Annotated in this window: 16 protein-coding genes; 7 read left to right on the plus strand and 9 right to left on the minus strand. The window is 70.2% G+C overall.

Features of this window, described 5'->3' with window-relative positions; genetic code table 11:
* The first annotated feature begins 20 nt into the window (after positions 1-20).
* Together GGR12_RS01690 and GGR12_RS01695 are read left to right on the plus strand one after the other, a co-directional pair.
* On the plus strand, positions 21-908 hold the full coding sequence (locus tag GGR12_RS01690; protein ID WP_221212180.1) for a ParB/RepB/Spo0J family partition protein: 888 nt from the start codon (positions 21-23) through the stop codon (positions 906-908).
* Positions 909-958: 50 nt separating this feature from the next.
* Positions 959-1,144 (plus strand): hypothetical protein, encoded by a 186-nt coding sequence (locus tag GGR12_RS01695; RefSeq protein ID WP_183202210.1) that lies wholly within the window; start codon positions 959-961, stop codon positions 1,142-1,144.
* Here the strand turns inward: GGR12_RS01695 and holA are convergent.
* From holA to GGR12_RS01715, 4 genes are all read right to left on the minus strand, one after another.
* Entirely contained in the window at positions 1,141-2,193 is a 1,053-nt protein-coding gene (gene holA, locus GGR12_RS01700) for a DNA polymerase III subunit delta (protein ID WP_183202212.1), read from the minus strand. The two genes, GGR12_RS01695 and holA, sit on opposite strands and share 4 nt — an antisense overlap.
* The gene (gene lptE, locus GGR12_RS01705; RefSeq protein WP_183202214.1) at positions 2,190-2,678 is read right to left on the minus strand and encodes an LPS assembly lipoprotein LptE; all 489 of its coding nucleotides are present in this window, start codon (positions 2,676-2,678) and stop codon (positions 2,190-2,192) included. The genes holA and lptE overlap by 4 nt, the downstream gene beginning before the upstream one ends.
* The gene (gene leuS, locus GGR12_RS01710) at positions 2,678-5,230 is read right to left on the minus strand and encodes a leucine--tRNA ligase (protein WP_183202216.1); all 2,553 of its coding nucleotides are present in this window, start codon (positions 5,228-5,230) and stop codon (positions 2,678-2,680) included. The genes lptE and leuS overlap by 1 nt, the downstream gene beginning before the upstream one ends.
* A gap of 65 nt (positions 5,231-5,295) precedes the next feature.
* Complete coding sequence (locus tag GGR12_RS01715; RefSeq protein WP_183202218.1) at positions 5,296-5,733, minus strand: DUF3576 domain-containing protein; 438 nt, start codon at positions 5,731-5,733, stop codon at positions 5,296-5,298.
* Positions 5,734-6,068: 335 nt separating this feature from the next.
* Here GGR12_RS01715 and GGR12_RS01720 point away from each other — a divergent pair, with 335 nt between their 5' ends.
* Complete coding sequence (locus tag GGR12_RS01720; protein ID WP_183202220.1) at positions 6,069-6,461, plus strand: NtrZ family periplasmic regulatory protein; 393 nt, start codon at positions 6,069-6,071, stop codon at positions 6,459-6,461.
* A gap of 4 nt (positions 6,462-6,465) precedes the next feature.
* Here GGR12_RS01720 and GGR12_RS01725 read toward each other — a convergent pair whose 3' ends face one another.
* Positions 6,466-7,119: a thiamine phosphate synthase gene (locus GGR12_RS01725; protein WP_183202222.1), complete on the minus strand. Its 654-nt coding sequence runs from the start codon at positions 7,117-7,119 to the stop codon at positions 6,466-6,468.
* On the opposite strand from GGR12_RS01725, the gene GGR12_RS01730 reads away from it, so the two are divergent.
* Entirely contained in the window at positions 7,118-7,795 is a 678-nt protein-coding gene (locus GGR12_RS01730; RefSeq protein ID WP_183202224.1) for a YggS family pyridoxal phosphate-dependent enzyme, read from the plus strand. The two genes, GGR12_RS01725 and GGR12_RS01730, sit on opposite strands and share 2 nt — an antisense overlap.
* Positions 7,796-7,882: 87 nt before the next feature.
* A complete protein-coding gene (locus tag GGR12_RS01735; protein WP_183202226.1) occupies positions 7,883-8,569 on the plus strand; it encodes a response regulator transcription factor in 687 nt (228 codons plus the stop codon).
* A gap of 3 nt (positions 8,570-8,572) precedes the next feature.
* Here the strand turns inward: GGR12_RS01735 and GGR12_RS01740 are convergent, their stop codons facing one another.
* Positions 8,573-9,769, minus strand: a complete 1,197-nt coding sequence (locus GGR12_RS01740) for an MFS transporter (protein ID WP_183202228.1) — start codon at positions 9,767-9,769, stop codon at positions 8,573-8,575.
* 76 nt (positions 9,770-9,845) lie between these two features.
* On the opposite strand from GGR12_RS01740, the gene GGR12_RS01745 reads away from it, so the two are divergent.
* Positions 9,846-10,751 (plus strand): LysR family transcriptional regulator, encoded by a 906-nt coding sequence (locus tag GGR12_RS01745; protein WP_183202230.1) that lies wholly within the window; start codon positions 9,846-9,848, stop codon positions 10,749-10,751.
* Here the strand turns inward: GGR12_RS01745 and xth are convergent.
* Entirely contained in the window at positions 10,748-11,557 is an 810-nt protein-coding gene (gene xth, locus GGR12_RS01750; protein WP_183202232.1) for an exodeoxyribonuclease III, read from the minus strand. The genes GGR12_RS01745 and xth overlap by 4 nt on opposite strands.
* Positions 11,558-11,775: 218 nt before the next feature.
* Positions 11,776-12,414 carry a LolA family protein gene (locus GGR12_RS01755; protein WP_183202234.1) on the minus strand — a complete coding sequence of 213 codons (639 nt, stop codon included), beginning with the start codon at positions 12,412-12,414 and terminating at the stop codon, positions 11,776-11,778.
* 197 nt (positions 12,415-12,611) lie between these two features.
* On the opposite strand from GGR12_RS01755, the gene GGR12_RS01760 reads away from it, so the two are divergent.
* Positions 12,612-13,241: a GNAT family N-acetyltransferase gene (locus tag GGR12_RS01760; RefSeq protein WP_183202236.1), complete on the plus strand. Its 630-nt coding sequence runs from the start codon at positions 12,612-12,614 to the stop codon at positions 13,239-13,241.
* A gap of 6 nt (positions 13,242-13,247) precedes the next feature.
* Here GGR12_RS01760 and GGR12_RS01765 read toward each other — a convergent pair whose 3' ends face one another.
* Complete coding sequence (locus GGR12_RS01765; RefSeq protein WP_183202244.1) at positions 13,248-15,638, minus strand: FtsK/SpoIIIE family DNA translocase; 2,391 nt, start codon at positions 15,636-15,638, stop codon at positions 13,248-13,250.
* Between the last annotated feature and the right edge of the window lie 101 nt (positions 15,639-15,739).

Consider the following 15,739-nt stretch of genomic DNA (forward strand, 5'->3'; position numbering starts at 1 on the left):
TAGAAGAACGGATCAGTATCTTGAGCGAACGTCAGCGCGGTCTGGGCCGGGGATTGTCGGCCCTTCTGGGGGAACAGGTTGCGGACGCGGTTCCGGTGGACGGCTCGCCCGCCCCCGCCGGCGTGCGTATGGCGCCGATCGAGAGCCTGAAGCCCAATCCCGACCAGCCCCGGAAGATCTTCAATCGCGAGGACCTGGAGGAACTGGCCACCTCGATCCGCGACAAGGGCGTGCTTCAGCCCATCCTGGTCCGGTCGCAGCCCGGGCAGGACGGGGTCTGGCAGATCATCGCCGGCGAACGCCGCTGGCGCGCGGCCCAGCTGGCCCGCCTGACCGAGGCGCCGATCGTCGTGCGCGAGATGGACGACGTCGAGGTGTTCGAGGTCGCGATCATCGAGAACGTCCAGCGCGCGGACCTGAACCCGCTGGAAGAGGCCGACGCCTATCGCATGCTGATGGAGCGTTTCGGCCGCACCCAGGACGCCGTCGCCGGCGTGGTCGGCAAGAGCCGCAGCCATGTGGCCAACACCCTGCGCCTGCTGCAGCTGCCGGAAGAGGTGCTGCAGTACGTCCGCGAGGGCAAGCTGTCGGCCGGTCACGCCCGCGCGGTGATCACCGCGCCGAACCCCGTCGAGCTGGCCGATCAGGCCTATCGAGAGGGCCTGAACGTGCGTCAGGTCGAGGCGCTGGCGCGCCGCGCCGCCGAAGGTCCCCGGCCTGGTCGGTCGCGCCCGGCGACGGTGAACGGCGAAGGCTCGGCCGACGTCGCAGCGCTTGAGCAGGATCTGGCCGACGCCCTGGGCCTGAAGGTCCAGCTGGCCGACAAGGGCGGCCGGGGCGAGCTGAGCATCCGCTACGCCTCGCTGGAGCAGCTGGACGACCTGTGCCGCCGGCTTATGCGCGGCTGAGGGCAGGGCCACGGTTTGGCTGGCGCGGCGACGCGTGGCAGACTGAGGCCATGACCGACAAGCCGACCAATCCGACCGCCGAAGCGATGAAGAAGGCGCTGGCCGCCAAGAAGGGCGCTGCGGGCGTCCCGTCATCGGGCGGCTTCAAGCCGGCGCAGCACGCCGAGAAGACGATGGCCAAGCAGAGCGCGGCGGCCAACAAGCCCGCCTTCCGCAGGGCCTCGAAGCGGGGCTAGAGACCCAGCCGGCGGGCGCGGGCGGAGATTTCCAGCAGAAGGCGTTCGGCGATCAGCTGGTCGGGCGAGCCTGTCGTCTTGGTGGCGATGTCGGCGGCGTTGACGCTGTCGAGCACCTTTTCCAGATCCTCGATCCGCCAGTTGCGCGCCTGGCGCAGCATTTCGGCTTCCTGCTTCCAGAAGACGCCGGCGGCCTTGGCGGCCTCCTTGGCGCCCGCGCCGTTGGCCATGAGCACATTGATGCGGCGCAGCTTGCCCAGGTGGATGGACGCCTGGCGCACCGCCATGACGGGGCTTTCGCCTTCCGCCAGGGCGCGACGCAGGCCGGCCTGGGACGGCGCGGGACGGCCGCCGAAGGCCTGCAGGGCGGCGTCCTGCAGCGAGGCGTCGGGCTCCACGCCCAGATGCAGCTCCAGCTCGGGCGTATCGATGGTGCGGCCGCTGCCCGGGCCGATGTAGAGCACCAGACGCTCGATCTCCTGACGCATCAGGCCGCGCTCGCGGGGGAGGCGGGAGACGAAGCGGTCCAGCGCGTCGCCGGTCAGGCCGACCTTGTCGGCGGCCAGCGCCTCGCGGGTCATGCGGGCGACGTCGCCCGTCTCGTCCTCGTAGCAGGCGATCCCGACGGCGGCCTTGTCGGCCTCGGCGGCCTTGCGCAGGGCGGAGTCACGGCCCAGAGCGCCGGCCTCGATGACCAGCATGGCGTCGGGGTTGAAGCCGCCCTCGGCGTGGGTCTTGAGCGCCGCGGCCAGCATCTTGTCGATCGAGGCCTTCTCGGCCGACAGGCGCACGCGCACGAGGCGGCGGCCGCCGATCATGCTCAGCGCGGTCAGGGCCTCGTCCAGACGGGCCTCGTCACCGTCGATGTCGGAGTCGGTCAGCAGGGTGACGTTGAACGGGTCGTTCAGGTCAGGCGTGATGGCCTTGCACAGAATCTCCGCGCGTTCGGCGACGCCCGAACGGTCCTTGCCGTGGATGACGGCGGCGCGGACGCCCCTGTCCGGAGACTTAAGGAAGCGGTCGACCTCGGGCCGTTTGGAGAGGATCACTGGTCCGACAGGGTCCGCAGCAGGTCGAGACGGATCAGGCGGGCCAGTTCGGCCGCGGCACGCTCCTCGCCGTCCTGCTGGGCGGCGATGGCCGCGTAGGGCTGGTCGGCGGCGGCGTAGGTGGTGGTGACGGTCTCGACGCCGCGGACGGGAACGCCGCCGGTGATCGGCGTCAGGGTCCAGGTGCCACGCACCGTCAGCTCGTAGCGGGCGGCGGTGTCGTCGATGCGACGGCCCAGCGGGCGGCGGCCCTGCTCAAGCGTGGTTTCGAGCTTCCACAGCGGCGGCTGCGAGCCGTCGCGGCCGAGGGCGTCCTCGAGCTGCTCGCGCACCCGATAGCCGAGACGGTCGTCCTGGGTGGTCACGGCGATGCGGGACAGGGACGATCCCGATCCCGTGTCGCCGTACAGCGGCGTGAAACCGCAGCCGGCCAGTCCCAGGGACGCGACAATAGCGAAGGTCCCGGCCAGGCTGAGCGCGCGCATCAGCCGACCACCACGTTCACGATACGATCCTTGACCACCACGATCTTCTTCACGGTCAGACCCTCCAGCCGCGCCTGAACCTCCGGATCGGCGAGGACGATGGCCTCGACCGCCGCCGGCTCCAGGCCGCGGGCGACGCGGATCTCGCCGCGACGCTTGCCGTTGACCTGGATGGGCAGGGTGACCTCGTCGTCCGCCGCCAGAGCCGGATCGTAAACCGGCCAGGGCGCGTCGAGGATCATTCCCTCTTCGCCCAGCCGCGTCCAGCATTCCTCGGCCAGGTGCGGAGTGAACGGGGCCACGAGGCGCGCCAGGGCCGACAGGGCCTGACGACGGGCGTCGCCGCCGGCCGCGCCGTGATCGCGCACGGTGGCGACGAAGGCGTAGAGCTTGGCGATGGCCGAGTTGAAGCGGAAGCCGGTGATGCCTTCCGACACCGCCTTGATGGCCTTGTGCGTCTCGCGAACGAGGGAGGCGTTGGCGGACTCGTCGCCGGCAGCCGCGGGATCGAAGCCGTCGACCTCGGCCCAGACGCGCTGGACGAAGCGGCTGGCGCCCTCGACGCCGCCGGAGGTCCACTGGACGTCGCGTTCGGGCGGGCTGTCCGAGAGGACGAACAGGCGGCCGGCGTCGACGCCGTAGGTGTCGACGATCTCCTGCGGGGCGACGACGTTCTTCTTCGACTTGGACATCTTCTCGATGTCGCCGATGGTCAGGGCCTCGCCAGTGGAGAGCTGGCGGGCCGAGCGCCTGCCGCCGTCATTGGACAGCTCGACGTCGGTGGGCTCGACCCAGGCGCCGTCGGCGCGACGGTAGGTCTCGTGGACCACCATGCCCTGGGTGAACAAGCCGGCGAACGGCTCCTTGACGCTCATCAGCCCCGCGTCGCTCAGGGCCCGGCTGATGAAGCGGGCGTAGAGGAGGTGCAGCACGGCGTGTTCGACACCGCCGATGTACTGGTCGACCGGCAGCCATTTGTCGGCCGCCGCTTTCGCGATCGGATCGGCCGCCGTCGGGTCGGTGAAGCGGGCGAAATACCAGCTGGAGTCGACGAAGGTGTCGAGCGTATCCGTCTCACGTGTCGCATCACCGTGACACGACGGACATTTGACGTGCTTCCAGGTCGGGTGGCGATCCAGCGGGTTGCCGGGCACGTCGAAAGTGACGTCTCTGGGCAGCTCCACCGGCAGCTGGTCGGCCGGCACGGCGCCGCAGGACGGGCAGTGGATGACCGGGATGGGGCAGCCCCAATAGCGCTGGCGGCTGACGCCCCAGTCGCGCAGGCGGTAGATGGTGGCGCCTTCGCCCTGGCCGGCGGCCTCGATGCGGGCGATGGCCGCGGCCTTGGCGGGCTCGATCTCCATGCCGTCCATGAAGTCGGAGTGGAACAGGGCGCCCGGGCCCGTATAGGCCTCGTTCGCCACGGCGAAATCGTCGCCGGCGCCCTCGGGACGGACGACCGGGATCACCGGCAGGTCGTATTTGCGGGCGAAGTCGAGGTCACGCTGGTCGTGGGCCGGGCAGCCGAAGATGGCGCCGGTGCCGTATTCCGACAGGATGAAGTTGGCGATCCAGACGCTGACCTCGCGGCCGTCGAACGGATGCAGGACCTTCAGACCGGTGTCGAAACCGATCTTTTCGGCCTGTTCGATCTCGGCCTGGGTCGATCCGCCCTTGCGGCATTCGGCGATGAAGGCGGCGGCGTCGGGATTGGTCTCGGCCAGGGCGCGCGCGACCGGGTGGTCGGCGGCGATGCCCATGAAGCTGGCGCCGAACAGGGTGTCGGGCCGGGTGGTGTAGATCTCCAGACCGTCCGGCGCGGCGGCCGGGGCCTGACCGGCCCACGCCCAGGTCATCTGCAGACCCTTGGAGCGGCCGATCCAGTTCTCCTGCATCAGGCGGACCTTGTCGGGCCAGCGGCCTTCCAGTTCCTTCAGGCCGTCGATCAGGTCGTCGGCGTAGTCGGTGATGCGCAGGAACCACTGGTTCAGCTTGCGCTTCTCGACGATCGCGCCGGAACGCCAGCCGCGGCCGTCGACGACCTGCTCATTGGCCAGGACGGTGTTGTCGACCGGATCCCAGTTGACGATCGAGTCCTTGCGATAGACCAGGCCGCGCTTGAACAGTTCGAGGAACCACGCCTGCTGCTTGCCGTAGTAGGCCGGGTCGCAGGTGGCGAACTCGCGGCTCCAGTCCAGCGACAGGCCCAGCAGCTTCAGCTGGTCGCGCATGGCGGCGATGTTGGACCAGGTCCAGTCGCCGGGATGGATGCCGCGCTCGATGGCTGCGTTCTCGGCCGGCAGACCGAAGGCGTCCCAGCCCATCGGGTGCAGGACGTCGAAGCCCTGCGCCCGGCGGGAGCGGGCCACGACGTCGCCCATGACGTAGTTGCGGGCGTGGCCCATGTGGATGTTCCCCGACGGGTAGGGGAACATCTCGAGGACGTAGTATTTCGGCTTTCCCGTGCCTTCGGTCGGCGTGCGGAAGGCGTCAGCGGCCGCCCAGCGGGCCTGCTGGCGGGGTTCGGCGGTCTTGGGCTCGTAGCGGGCCACGGGAATCCTTAAGGCGTCGCTCCTGAAGGGCGAGCCTTGAGGAGGCTATGGTCGGGAGGAGTGAATCAGCCGGCGTTCTGAAGGTTGAGCTGGCGCGCCTTCGTAAGGATGGCGTTCTCCAGGTCGGTTTCGGTCTGGGCGGCCACCGGAGCGCCGACCCAGTTGCCGGTCGCGTCACGGACTTCCTTGGTCACGGAGACGTTCAGCGCATCGGCGCGAAGTCGCGTGTCGAGGATGAAGACGGTCGCCTTGAAGCGCTCGTTCGGCGTACGCGGATCGACGTACCAGTCGTAATTGATCACGCCGCCCCACGGATCGGCGTTGGCCAGCGGCATGAAGCTCAGGGTGTCGAGCGTGGCGCGCCACAGATAGGCGTTGACGCCGATGCCCGCCTGGGCCGCTGCGGGCTTCTCCGCGCCGCCCATACCGGGGATCGAGCTGCATGCGCCCAGCATCAGACCCGAGGCGATCAGGGCGACCGCAGCGCCGCGAACCAGCACCATCGAGAGTTCTCCATTCTTCGTGGCGCACGCCGGACGCCCCGGACGCGCGCGCCGGCCCGCCCGACGCGGGTCGGAAGCCGAAGCGACGCTCTATAACACGGCGAAAAGGGGCTATGACAAGGCGAAGACGCGGATCGGCGGCCGCAATCATGTCCGCAGTGCGTCATACACGTGGCGCGCGACCATCCGGGCCGTGACGCTCGCGCCACAGGAGTCTTCTGACTCGCATGGAACCCAAGCCTAGCGGCGCCGTTTCATTGACCGGGCTAACCAGCAGTGTCTACTTGCTGGATAGGACCGTGGCGGGATGCCTGCCGCGGCGTGAAGGGTGGGATATGCGCAAGGGCGCTGTCATCGCTGGACTGGCTGCGGGCCTGATGACGCTCGCCGTTGCGGATGCAGCGGCGGCTCAAGCCGCGTCCACGCGCAGCCGCGCCCCCGCCGTTTCACTCACCGAAGCCCAGAATGCCCGCGCCCAGACCGGTCAAAGCCGTCTGCGCTTCACCGAACGTGGCCGTTGGGGCCTGGACCTGAACCTCAGTCAGCCGGTCGGTCGCGAAAGCAACCTCGGCGACGTCGAGGCGGGCGCCTACTACAGCGTCAACCCGCGCCTGCGCGTCGGCGCCTCGGCCGGCCTCGCCGAGCCCGAGCGCGATCCGGCCCGCGCGCCGCAGACCGACCAGCGCGCCGCCCCGCGCTTCCGTCTGGAATCGATCTTCCGCTTCTGATCGATCAGTCCGGGCCGAACGCCGCCCGGATCGCCTGAACCCCCGCCAGTCCGCACGCGCCCGAGCCGATGAGCTCGCGCGCGTTTTTCGTATCGATCCCGCCCAGCGCATAGACCGGGCAGGGGGCGGCGGCGACCAGTTGGCTGAAGCGCTGCAGCCCCAGGGCGGGCCTGGCCGCCGAAGCACCGCCGGCGGGGAAGACCGGGGACAGCACCGCTGCGTCGAGGTGGGCCGCCTGTTCCAGCGCCTCCGCCGTGTGCACGGCGCCGGTGATGCGCCAGTCCGGCCGGGCGGCTGCGAGCGAGGCGGCCTGACCTAGGACCCGCTCAGGCAGGTGGACGCCGTCGGCGCCGACCGCCTCGGCGATCTCGGCGTCCAGGCCGATCAACAGCAGGACGTCGCGGCCCGTCGTGGCCTCGCGCAGGCGCAGGGCCGTGTCGCGGGCGTCAGCCGCTCCGAAATGGCGGTAGACGACGCCGGAGCCTACCGGCAGACGCGCCGCCGTCTCCCACGGGCGGGACGTGCGTTCGGGGTCGGTGAAGAACAGCAGCGGCGGCAGGGCCGGGCCGGGTCGTCCGGCGATGCGGCTGACTTTGGCGGCGTCGCGGGCTAGACCGCTGGCGACCTCCCACAGGATTCCGGCGTCCGGGCTGATCATGACGACCTCTTCCCCCGATACAGCCGTCGCGTCCAGCTTCGAGGCCGTGCGCCGCCGGATCGCCCGGGCGTGCCGGATCGCCGGGCGGGATGCGTCCGGCGTGGTGCTGACCGCGGTGACCAAGACCCAGCCCGATGAAGCGCTCGCCGCGGCGCTGACGGCGGGGCAGCGGGTGTTCGGCGAGAACCGGGTGCAGGAGGCCGAGGCGCACTGGGCGACCCGACGCGACACGCCGGGGCTGGAGTTGCGCCTGATTGGGCCGCTGCAGACCAACAAGGCGGTCGAGGCGGTGGCGCTGTTCGATGTCATCGAGACGCTGGACCGGCCGAAACTGGCCGATGCGCTGGCGGCTGCGTCGACGAAGACCGGGCGGGCGCCGCGGGTGCTGGTGCAGGTCAATACCGGAGCGGAGCCGCAGAAGGCCGGGACGCTGCCGGAGGAGGCGGACGATATGATCGCCCATGCCCGCTCGCTGGGCCTGAACGTCGAGGGGCTGATGTGCATTCCGCCGGTCGAGGAGGCCCCCGGGCCCCATTTCGCCCTGCTGCGGAAGATCGCCCGCCGGAACGGCCTGTCGGTGCTGTCGATGGGGATGAGCGGCGACTACGAGACCGCGATCCGTTTCGGCGCGACCCATGTGCGGATCGGATCGGCGCTGTTCGGGGAACGAAATTGACCCGAAACGCCCTCTATGGACTGAAAACCGCTTCGCTGAGGGTCGCCGCCCTTGGCGGATGGGCCAAGCCTCGCCATTCTTGAAGACATGCCCACCCCCAAGACGATCCTCATCATCGACGACGACGACGACCTTCGCGAAGCGTTGGCCGAGCAATTGGCGCTGCACGAGGCCTTCCGGCCGGTCCAGGCCTCGACCGCCGCCGAAGGCGTCCGGATGGGGCGCGAGGTGCGGGCCGATCTGATCCTGCTGGACGTCGACCTGCCCGACATGGACGGCCGCGAGGCCTGCCGGCTGCTGCGCAAGGACGGGGTCTCGACCCCGATCATCATGCTGACGGGCCAGACGTCGGACTCCGACACCGTGCTAGGGCTGGAGTCGGGGGCCAACGACTACGTCACCAAGCCCTTCCGCTTCGCTGTGCTGCTGGCCCGTATCCGGGCCCATCTGCGCAGCCACGAGCAGTCCGAGGACGCCGTCTTCCGCATCGGGCCCTACGAGTTCCGTCCGGCGGCCAAGGTGCTGGTCGACGACAAGGGCAAGAAGGTCCGGCTGACGGAGAAGGAAACCAACATCCTGAAGTACCTCTATCGCGCCGGGGCCAAGGCCGTGTCGCGCGAGGAGCTGCTGACCGAGGTGTGGGGCTACAACGCCGGCGTCACCACCCACACGCTGGAAACCCACATCTACCGCCTGCGCCAGAAGATCGAGCCCGAGCCCGGTCAGGCGCGGCTGCTGCTGACCGACGCGGGCGGCTACCGGCTGCAGCCGTAGGGCTCAGGCCTCGGCGATGGCGGGCTTCGCGGCCCGCCGCTCCATCGACAGACTAAGAACCGCCAGGCCCAGCGCGGCCAGGGGGACGGCGGCCGAGATCATCGGCACCGCGGCGATCCCGGCGGCGCTGGCGATCACCGCGCCGCCCAGCCAGGCCCCGAAGGCGTTGCCGAGGTTGAAGGCGGCGATGTTCAGGCTGGAGGCCAGGCCCTGACCTGCGCCGCCGGCCTGCTGGAGCACGCGCAGTTGAAGCGGGGCGACGGTCGAGAAGGCGGCGGCGCCGAGCAGGAAGGTGGCGACGATCGCGCCGATGCGGTCATGGAAGGCGAAGCCCGAGGCGAACATGACCACGGTCAGCGCCGCCAGGGTGCCGAGCAGGGCCGGGGCGAGGCGTTTGTCGGCCAGCTTGCCGCCCAGCAGGTTGCCGCCGACCAGGCCCGCGCCGAAGACCAGCAGGATCGGCGAGACGGCGGCTTCCGACCAGCCGGAGATCTCCGTCAGGATCGGCTGGATGTAGGTGAAGATGGCGAAGACGCCGCCGAAGCCGAGCACGGTCATGGCCAGGCCGAGCAGAACCTGCGGGCGCTTCAATACGGCGAACTCGTCGCGCAGGCGGCCGAGCGGTTCGGCGGTCTTAGTCGCCGGAACCAGCGCCGCGAGGACGACCAGGGCCAGCACGCCGATGGCGGTGACGGCGAGGAAGGTCGAGCGCCAGCCGAACTGCAGGCCCAGCCAGGCGCCGAAGGGCACGCCCAACAGGGTGGCCAGGGTCAGGCCGGTGAACATGATGGCGATGGCCGAGGCCTTCTTCTCCGGCGCCACCAGCGTCGTGGCGACGACCGCGCCGACGCCGAAGAAGGTGCCGTGGGCCAGGGCGGTGAGGATCCGCGCCGCCATCAGCAGCTCGTAGGTCGGCGCGAGCGCACAGGCGAGATTGCCGAGGGTGAAGATGCCCATGAGCACCAGCAGGGTCGTCTTCTTCGGCAGTCTGCGGGTGGCGATGGTCAGCAGCGGCGCGCCGACGAAGACGCCGAGCGCATAGCCGGTCATCAGCAGGCCGGCGGCGGGCACGGAGACGCCTAGATCGCCCGAGACCTGCAGCAGCAGGCCCATGATGACGAACTCGGTGACGCCGATGCCGAAGGCGCCGACGGTCAGGGCGTAGAGGGCGAGCGGGGTGCGGGAGGCGGTGCGGGTCATGGCGGCCGAGATGGCGGCCGGGACGTCCGCGCACTAGATGTCACGGACGACCTGCATCTGTGAGTTCAAATCAACGATGGCCCGACTGGATCTGAACCGCTCCGGCGAGATGGAGGTTTTCGTCCGCGTGGTGGCGCTGGGCGGGCTGTCGGCGGCGGCGCGGTCGTTGCGGATGACGCCGTCGGCGGTCAGCAAGCTGGTGTCGCGGCTGGAGGCGCGGCTGGGCGCGCGGCTGATCAACCGGTCGACGCGCAGCCTGACGCTGACGCCCGAAGGGCAGGATTTCCATGACAAGGCCGTGCGGGTCTTGGCCGATATCGACGAGGCGGAGCGGTCGGTGGCGACCACGGCGACGCCGCGTGGGCGGGTGCGGGTCAATTCCAGCGTGCCGTTCGGCGTGCACCGACTGATCCCGCTCGTTCCGGTCTTCACCGCCCGCTACCCCGAGGTGGCGCTGGACCTGGTGCTGACCGACCAGGTGGTGAACCTGATGGACGAGCGCGCCGACGTGGCTATTCGGGTCGGTCCGATGCCGGCGTCGCAACTGATGGCCCGCAAACTGGTCGAGACCCGGATGACGGTGGTGGCCAGTCCCGACTACCTGGCCCGGCGCGGTACGCCGGAGACGCTGGACGACCTGGCCGCCCATGACCTGATCGGCTTCAACTTCAGCCGCAGTCTGGACGGCTGGCCGTTCGTGACGGCGGAGGGGCAGCGGATCACACGGCCGGTGACGGGACGGGCCACGGCCGGGGACGGCGAGACCGCCCGCGGGCTGGCGCTGGCCGGTCAGGGGCTGGCGCGGCTGTCGCTGTTCCACATCGGGCCGGACCTGGAGGCCGGACGGCTGGTTCAGGTGCTGGAGGCCTTCAATCCGGGCGACATCGAGGAGACCCGCGCCGTCTATGTCGGCCACGGCGGGCGGCTGCCGTCGCGCGTGCGGGTGTTCCTCGACTTCCTGGCGGAAGAGGTGCGGTTCTAGACGTCCAGATCCATGCTGACGGGGGCGTGGTCGCTGGGCTGTTCCCAGGCGCGGACGTCGTCGTGGATGCGGGCCGTGCCGGCCTTCACCGCCGGGGTCAGGCCGGGCGAGGTCCACAGGTGGTCGAGGCGCAGGCCGCGGTTCGACTTGCGGAAGTCGGCGGCGCGGTAGCTCCACCAGCTCGCCAGCTTCTGCGGTTCGGGGATCTGGTCGCGCAGCACGTCGGAGAAGCCGCCGGCGGCCTGGAGACGGCGCAGGGTCTCGACCTCCAGCGGCGTGTGGCTGACGATCTTCGACATGTAGCGGTGGTTCCAGACGTCGTTCTCGCCCGGCGCGATATTGAAGTCGCCGGCCAGCACGAGCGGGCGCTGCCTGTCGCGGTTCGACATCTCGGCGGTCAGGCGCTCGTAGAAGTCCAGCTTGTGGTCGAACTTGGGGTTCACCGCGCGATCGGCGACGTCGCCGCCGGCGGGGATGTAGAAATTCTGGATCTCGACGCCGTCGACCATGACGCCGACGCAGCGGGCGTGGCGTTCGCGGCAGACGTCCAGCGCCGGGGCCTCGGTGATCGGCTTGCGGCTGGCGATGGCGACGCCGTGCCAGCCCTTCTGTCCGCCGATCTTCAGGTGCGGCAGGCCCATCGCCTCGAAGGCGGCCCGGGGGAACTGGTCCTCCAGGCATTTGATCTCCTGCAGGCACAGGACGTCGGTCCCGCTCTCGGCGACGAAGCGGGCGACCTGGTCCACGCGCAGGCGGACCGAGTTGATGTTCCAGGTGGTGATGCGCATGGGGAGGGGGTCTAGCATCCCGGGCCCGCCGCCCAACAAAAAAGCGCCCGATCCGGGGGGATCGGGCGCCGGAAGGTTCGTCTCTCTCGCCGCCGGGAAGGGGATGAAATCCGTAGCGGGTCAGACCGGCTCCCGCCGATCTGTGGCGAAAGTGCCACGCGATCTGAAAAATGTCAAACCGCGGTTCGGCAAGGCCGGGTCGTGGCGATACGGCAACGCTTCCCCTGAGAGGCGACCTAGTCGTTGCGGCCGCTGCGACGCTCGGTCGGATCGCGCAGCTGGAACAGGCTGGCGGCGAGGCCCGAGGCGGGCTCGAGCGTGGTCAGGCGGGTGGTCGTGCGCGCGCCCTGGGCGTCGGTGATGGTCCATTCGTGCAGCCGGACCGGGTCGCCGGCGAAGGACAGGATGACCGAGCCGTCGTTCGGACGGCGGGCGTCGCGGGCGGTGATGGCGAAGGCGCCGGACTGCATGCGGGTGACGCGGTCGATGCGGACGCCCTGGTCGAAGCGGACGTTGCGGGCCAGGAAGGTCGACAGCGGCGTGGCGCCGAGCGGCACCTGGCGGAAGACGTTCAGGCGCGGGTCGTAGCGCTTCACGTTGTTGCCGTCCGAGACGACGATCAGGCCGGCCGGGGTGGTGTACTCGAAGCGCATCTTGCCCGGGCGCTGCAGATAGAAGCGGCCCTCGCGGCGCTGCTGGCCCGAGATTTCGGTGAACGTGCCCTGGGCCGAGGTCAGGCCCTGGAGATAGGTCTGGGCGCGGGCCAGGGTGGCGCGGTCCTCGGCCGACAGGGCCGCTTGGGCGTGCGCCGGCAGGGCGGCGATCGCGGCGACGGCGGCGGATCCGAGCGCAAAGGCGCGGCGTGAGACGGTCATTCAGGCTTCTCCCGTTCGGGATGGTTGTCGATCATGCCGTCATGCCGGCGCGGTCTGTCAGGGGCGTGACGCGAGCCAGACCATATTCCGGCGCTCCGATGAAGCCCTGTTCAGCTTTATCGGGCCGACGGCGCCAGGCGAAACGCCTCCGATGGTGGAGCGTTGCCCGGAATCGGCCGGATCGGCACGATGTCGGGATGAGCGTCGATCCCGAACTTCTGGCCATCTGGATCCGCGGCTGGGCCGTGACCCGAGGCGTACAGGCTCCGGTGCGGGACGACGGGGCCTGGCGTGTCGATGTCGGCCAGCCGGACCAGATCGCCCGCTATGTTTATGCTGATCCGGGGGAGGCCTTGCGGAGCCGGGCTACGGCGATCCGGGTACCCCACGTATTTCTGAAAGTCTGCGCCGGCGCGGACGTGGTTCGGCCATTTCTGGACGAGCGATGGGCGGTGCAGCCGCCGGGCTTCATGATGACGCTAGCCGGAACCATGGGGCCGCCCGAAGATGCGCCGGCGGGGTACAGGCTCGAACTCGAGCCCGGTCCTGTCTCCTTCGCCCGCTTCCTGACCGGCGATGGCGAAGAGGCGGCCTGCGGGCGGGTGGCGGTGGTCGAGGAGCGCATCATTTTCGATCGCATTCTCACAGCGCCGGAGCATGGCCGTCGTGGTCTCGGCAGCCGGCTGATGCGCATCCTCGAGACCGTCGGGCGCGAGCGCGGCGGGCGCGATGGCGTGCTGGTGGCGACCGAGGCCGGGCGGGCGCTCTACGAGCGACTCGGTTGGGAGCTGCACGCCCCCTACACCACCGCGGTCATTCCGGGCTGACCCGGATCAACCCATCGGGGGCGGACCGGCGAGGACGTCGCGCTTGCCGGCGTGGTTGGCCGGGCTGACGACGCCCTCCTGCTCCATGCGCTCGATCAGGGAGGCGGCGCGGTTGTAGCCGATCTGCAGACGGCGCTGGACGTAGCTGGTCGAGGCCTTGCGGTCGCGGGTGACCACGGCGACGGCGCGGTCGTAGAGGTCGTCGCCCGAGCCGCCGTTCCCGCCGTCGTCGCCGAAGGCGTTGTCGCCGTCGCCGTCCGGATCGTCGGTGATCAGGTCGAGGTAGTCGGGCTCGGCCTGGGACTTCAGGTGATTGCAGACGGCCTCGACTTCCTTGTCGTCCACGAACGGGCCGTGCAGGCGGGTGATGCGGCCGCCGCCGGCCATGTAGAGCATGTCGCCCTGGCCCAGCAGCTGCTCGCCGCCCTGCTCGCCGAGGATGGTGCGGCTGTCGATCTTGGAGGTGACCTGGAAGGAGATCCGGGTCGGGAAGTTCGCCTTGATGGTGCCGGTGATAACGTCCACCGACGGACGCTGCGTGGCCATGATCAGGTGGATGCCGGCGGCGCGGGCCATCTGGGCCAGGCGTTGCACGGCGCCTTCGACGTCCTTGCCGGCGACCAGCATCAGGTCGGCCATCTCGTCCATGACCACGACCAGATAGGGCATGGGCTCGGGGCGGATCTTCTCGGACTCGTAGACGGGGCGGCCCTGCTCGTCGAAGCCGGTCTGGACGGTGCGTTCGAAATGCTCGCCCTTCTCGATCGCGGCGCGGGCGCGGTCGTTGTAGCTGGCGATGTTGCGCACGCCGAGCTTGGACATGCGGCGGTAGCGGTCCTCCATCTCGCGCACGGTCCACTTCAGCGCGACGACGGCCTTCTTGGGATCGGTGACGACCGGGGCCAGCAGGTGCGGGATGCCGTCGTAGACGCTGAGCTCCAGCATCTTCGGGTCGATCATGATGAAGCGGCACTGCTCGGGCGTCAGCTTGTACAGGATCGACAGGATCATGGCGTTGACCCCGACCGACTTGCCCGAGCCGGTGGTGCCGGCGATCAGCAGGTGGGGCATGCGCGCCAGGTCGGCGACATAGGGCTCGCCGCCGATGGTCTCGCCCAGCGCCAGCGGCAGCAGGTGCGAGGGCTTGTCGTATTCGGTCGAGGCCAGCAGGTCGCGCAGATAGACGGTCTCGCGCTTGGCGTTGGGCAGTTCGATGCCGATGGCGTTACGGCCCTGGACTACGGAGATGCGGCAGGCGCGGGCGGACATGGAGCGGGCGATGTCGTCCGACAGGGCGACGACGCGGCCGTGCTTCACGCCGGGAGCCGGGACCAGTTCGTACAGGGTGACGACCGGGCCGGGGCGGATCTGGTCGATGACGCCGCGGACGCCGAACTCCTGCAGCACGCCTTCCAGCATCTTGGCGTTCTGCTTCAGCGCTTCCTCGTCGACCGAGGCGACGCGCTTGACCGGCTTGGACAGCATGCCGAGCGGCGGCAGGTCGAAGCCGCCGGTGGACGGACGGGCGAAGTCGAAGGCGACCTGGGCGTCGTCGACCTCACGCTTCGAGGCCTTGGGGGCCTTGGTGGCGGCGACTTTCGGTTCGGGCGCGGAACGGGCGGGCGTGGGCGCGGCGACGGGCTCCTCCCACGGCGGGGTCTCGTCGGCGGCGTCGAGGCCGATGGGGGCGTAGTCCTCGAGCTCGGGCTCGGGCGCCGGGCGGACGCGCGGCGGAGCCTTGGCGCGGGCGGGCGGGGTCGGCGGGGCGGCGGCGCGACGGCGGCGGTTGCGGCTCCAGGCCATGGTCTCGCCGATGTCGGAGAAGCGCAGCCCGATGGCGTAGCCGATGCCCCACAGGGCCAGCGGCAGGAACATGACGCCGGCGATGATCGCGGCGCCGGGGATGCGCATCGCCGTGCAGGCCATACGGATCAGGCCGACGATGGCGTCGCCCCACAGACCGCCCAGACCGGCGGCCAGCGGCCAGGCGGCGGGCGGGGCGAGGGCCGAGAGCGCGGCGGACAGGGCCAGCACGCCGCCGGTCGCCGACAGGGCCTTCACCGACGTGGGCTTGAGGCGCTGCTGGATGGCGTCGCCGATGGCGCCGGCCAGGCCGAAGGCGATCAGCAGCAGGCAGGCCGGCCAGGCGGCGAGGCCCAGCGACTGCATCAGCAGGTCGGCGAACAGGGCGCCGTTGGCGCCGAGCCAGTTGGACGGCGCGGCGGTGGAGGCGGCGTTCAGGCTGGGATCGGCCGGATTCCACGACGCCAGGGCGACCACGAGCAGGGCGGCGAGCAGGGCCTGCAGCACGCCGCGGAAGCGGACCACAAAGGGCGCGCCCCACAGGATGCGGGTGCTGATCCAGACACGCTGGCCGATGGCTGCGGCGGCGGACATGCGGGCGGAACTCCGGGAAGGCGATATCGGCGGCCAGTATCGCGCGCGCGTGGTTAAGGGGGCATTTACCAGCTGCGCCGTGGCTGGACGGTGCGCGGCGG

Origin of the sequence: Brevundimonas lenta (assembly GCF_014196335.1) — a bacterium.
Lineage (GTDB): Bacteria > Pseudomonadota > Alphaproteobacteria > Caulobacterales > Caulobacteraceae > Brevundimonas > Brevundimonas lenta.

What these genes read in the sequence shown, in the direction of transcription:
- xth (WP_183202232.1), bottom strand. Translation starts at nt 11,557, where the DNA reads ATGCTAGACCCCCTCCCCATGCGCATCACCACCTGGAACATCAACTCG.
- GGR12_RS01745 (WP_183202230.1), top strand. Translation starts at nt 9,846, where the DNA reads ATGGCCCGACTGGATCTGAACCGCTCCGGCGAGATGGAGGTTTTCGTC.
- GGR12_RS01765 (WP_183202244.1), bottom strand. Translation starts at nt 15,638, where the DNA reads ATGTCCGCCGCCGCAGCCATCGGCCAGCGTGTCTGGATCAGCACCCGC.
- GGR12_RS01760 (WP_183202236.1), top strand. Translation starts at nt 12,612, where the DNA reads ATGAGCGTCGATCCCGAACTTCTGGCCATCTGGATCCGCGGCTGGGCC.
- GGR12_RS01715 (WP_183202218.1), bottom strand. Translation starts at nt 5,733, where the DNA reads ATGGTGCTGGTTCGCGGCGCTGCGGTCGCCCTGATCGCCTCGGGTCTG.
- GGR12_RS01730 (WP_183202224.1), top strand. Translation starts at nt 7,118, where the DNA reads ATGACGACCTCTTCCCCCGATACAGCCGTCGCGTCCAGCTTCGAGGCC.
- GGR12_RS01720 (WP_183202220.1), top strand. Translation starts at nt 6,069, where the DNA reads ATGCGCAAGGGCGCTGTCATCGCTGGACTGGCTGCGGGCCTGATGACG.
- lptE (WP_183202214.1), bottom strand. Translation starts at nt 2,678, where the DNA reads ATGCGCGCGCTCAGCCTGGCCGGGACCTTCGCTATTGTCGCGTCCCTG.
- GGR12_RS01695 (WP_183202210.1), top strand. Translation starts at nt 959, where the DNA reads ATGACCGACAAGCCGACCAATCCGACCGCCGAAGCGATGAAGAAGGCG.
- GGR12_RS01725 (WP_183202222.1), bottom strand. Translation starts at nt 7,119, where the DNA reads ATGATCAGCCCGGACGCCGGAATCCTGTGGGAGGTCGCCAGCGGTCTA.
- GGR12_RS01735 (WP_183202226.1), top strand. Translation starts at nt 7,883, where the DNA reads ATGCCCACCCCCAAGACGATCCTCATCATCGACGACGACGACGACCTT.
- GGR12_RS01740 (WP_183202228.1), bottom strand. Translation starts at nt 9,769, where the DNA reads ATGACCCGCACCGCCTCCCGCACCCCGCTCGCCCTCTACGCCCTGACC.
- GGR12_RS01755 (WP_183202234.1), bottom strand. Translation starts at nt 12,414, where the DNA reads ATGACCGTCTCACGCCGCGCCTTTGCGCTCGGATCCGCCGCCGTCGCC.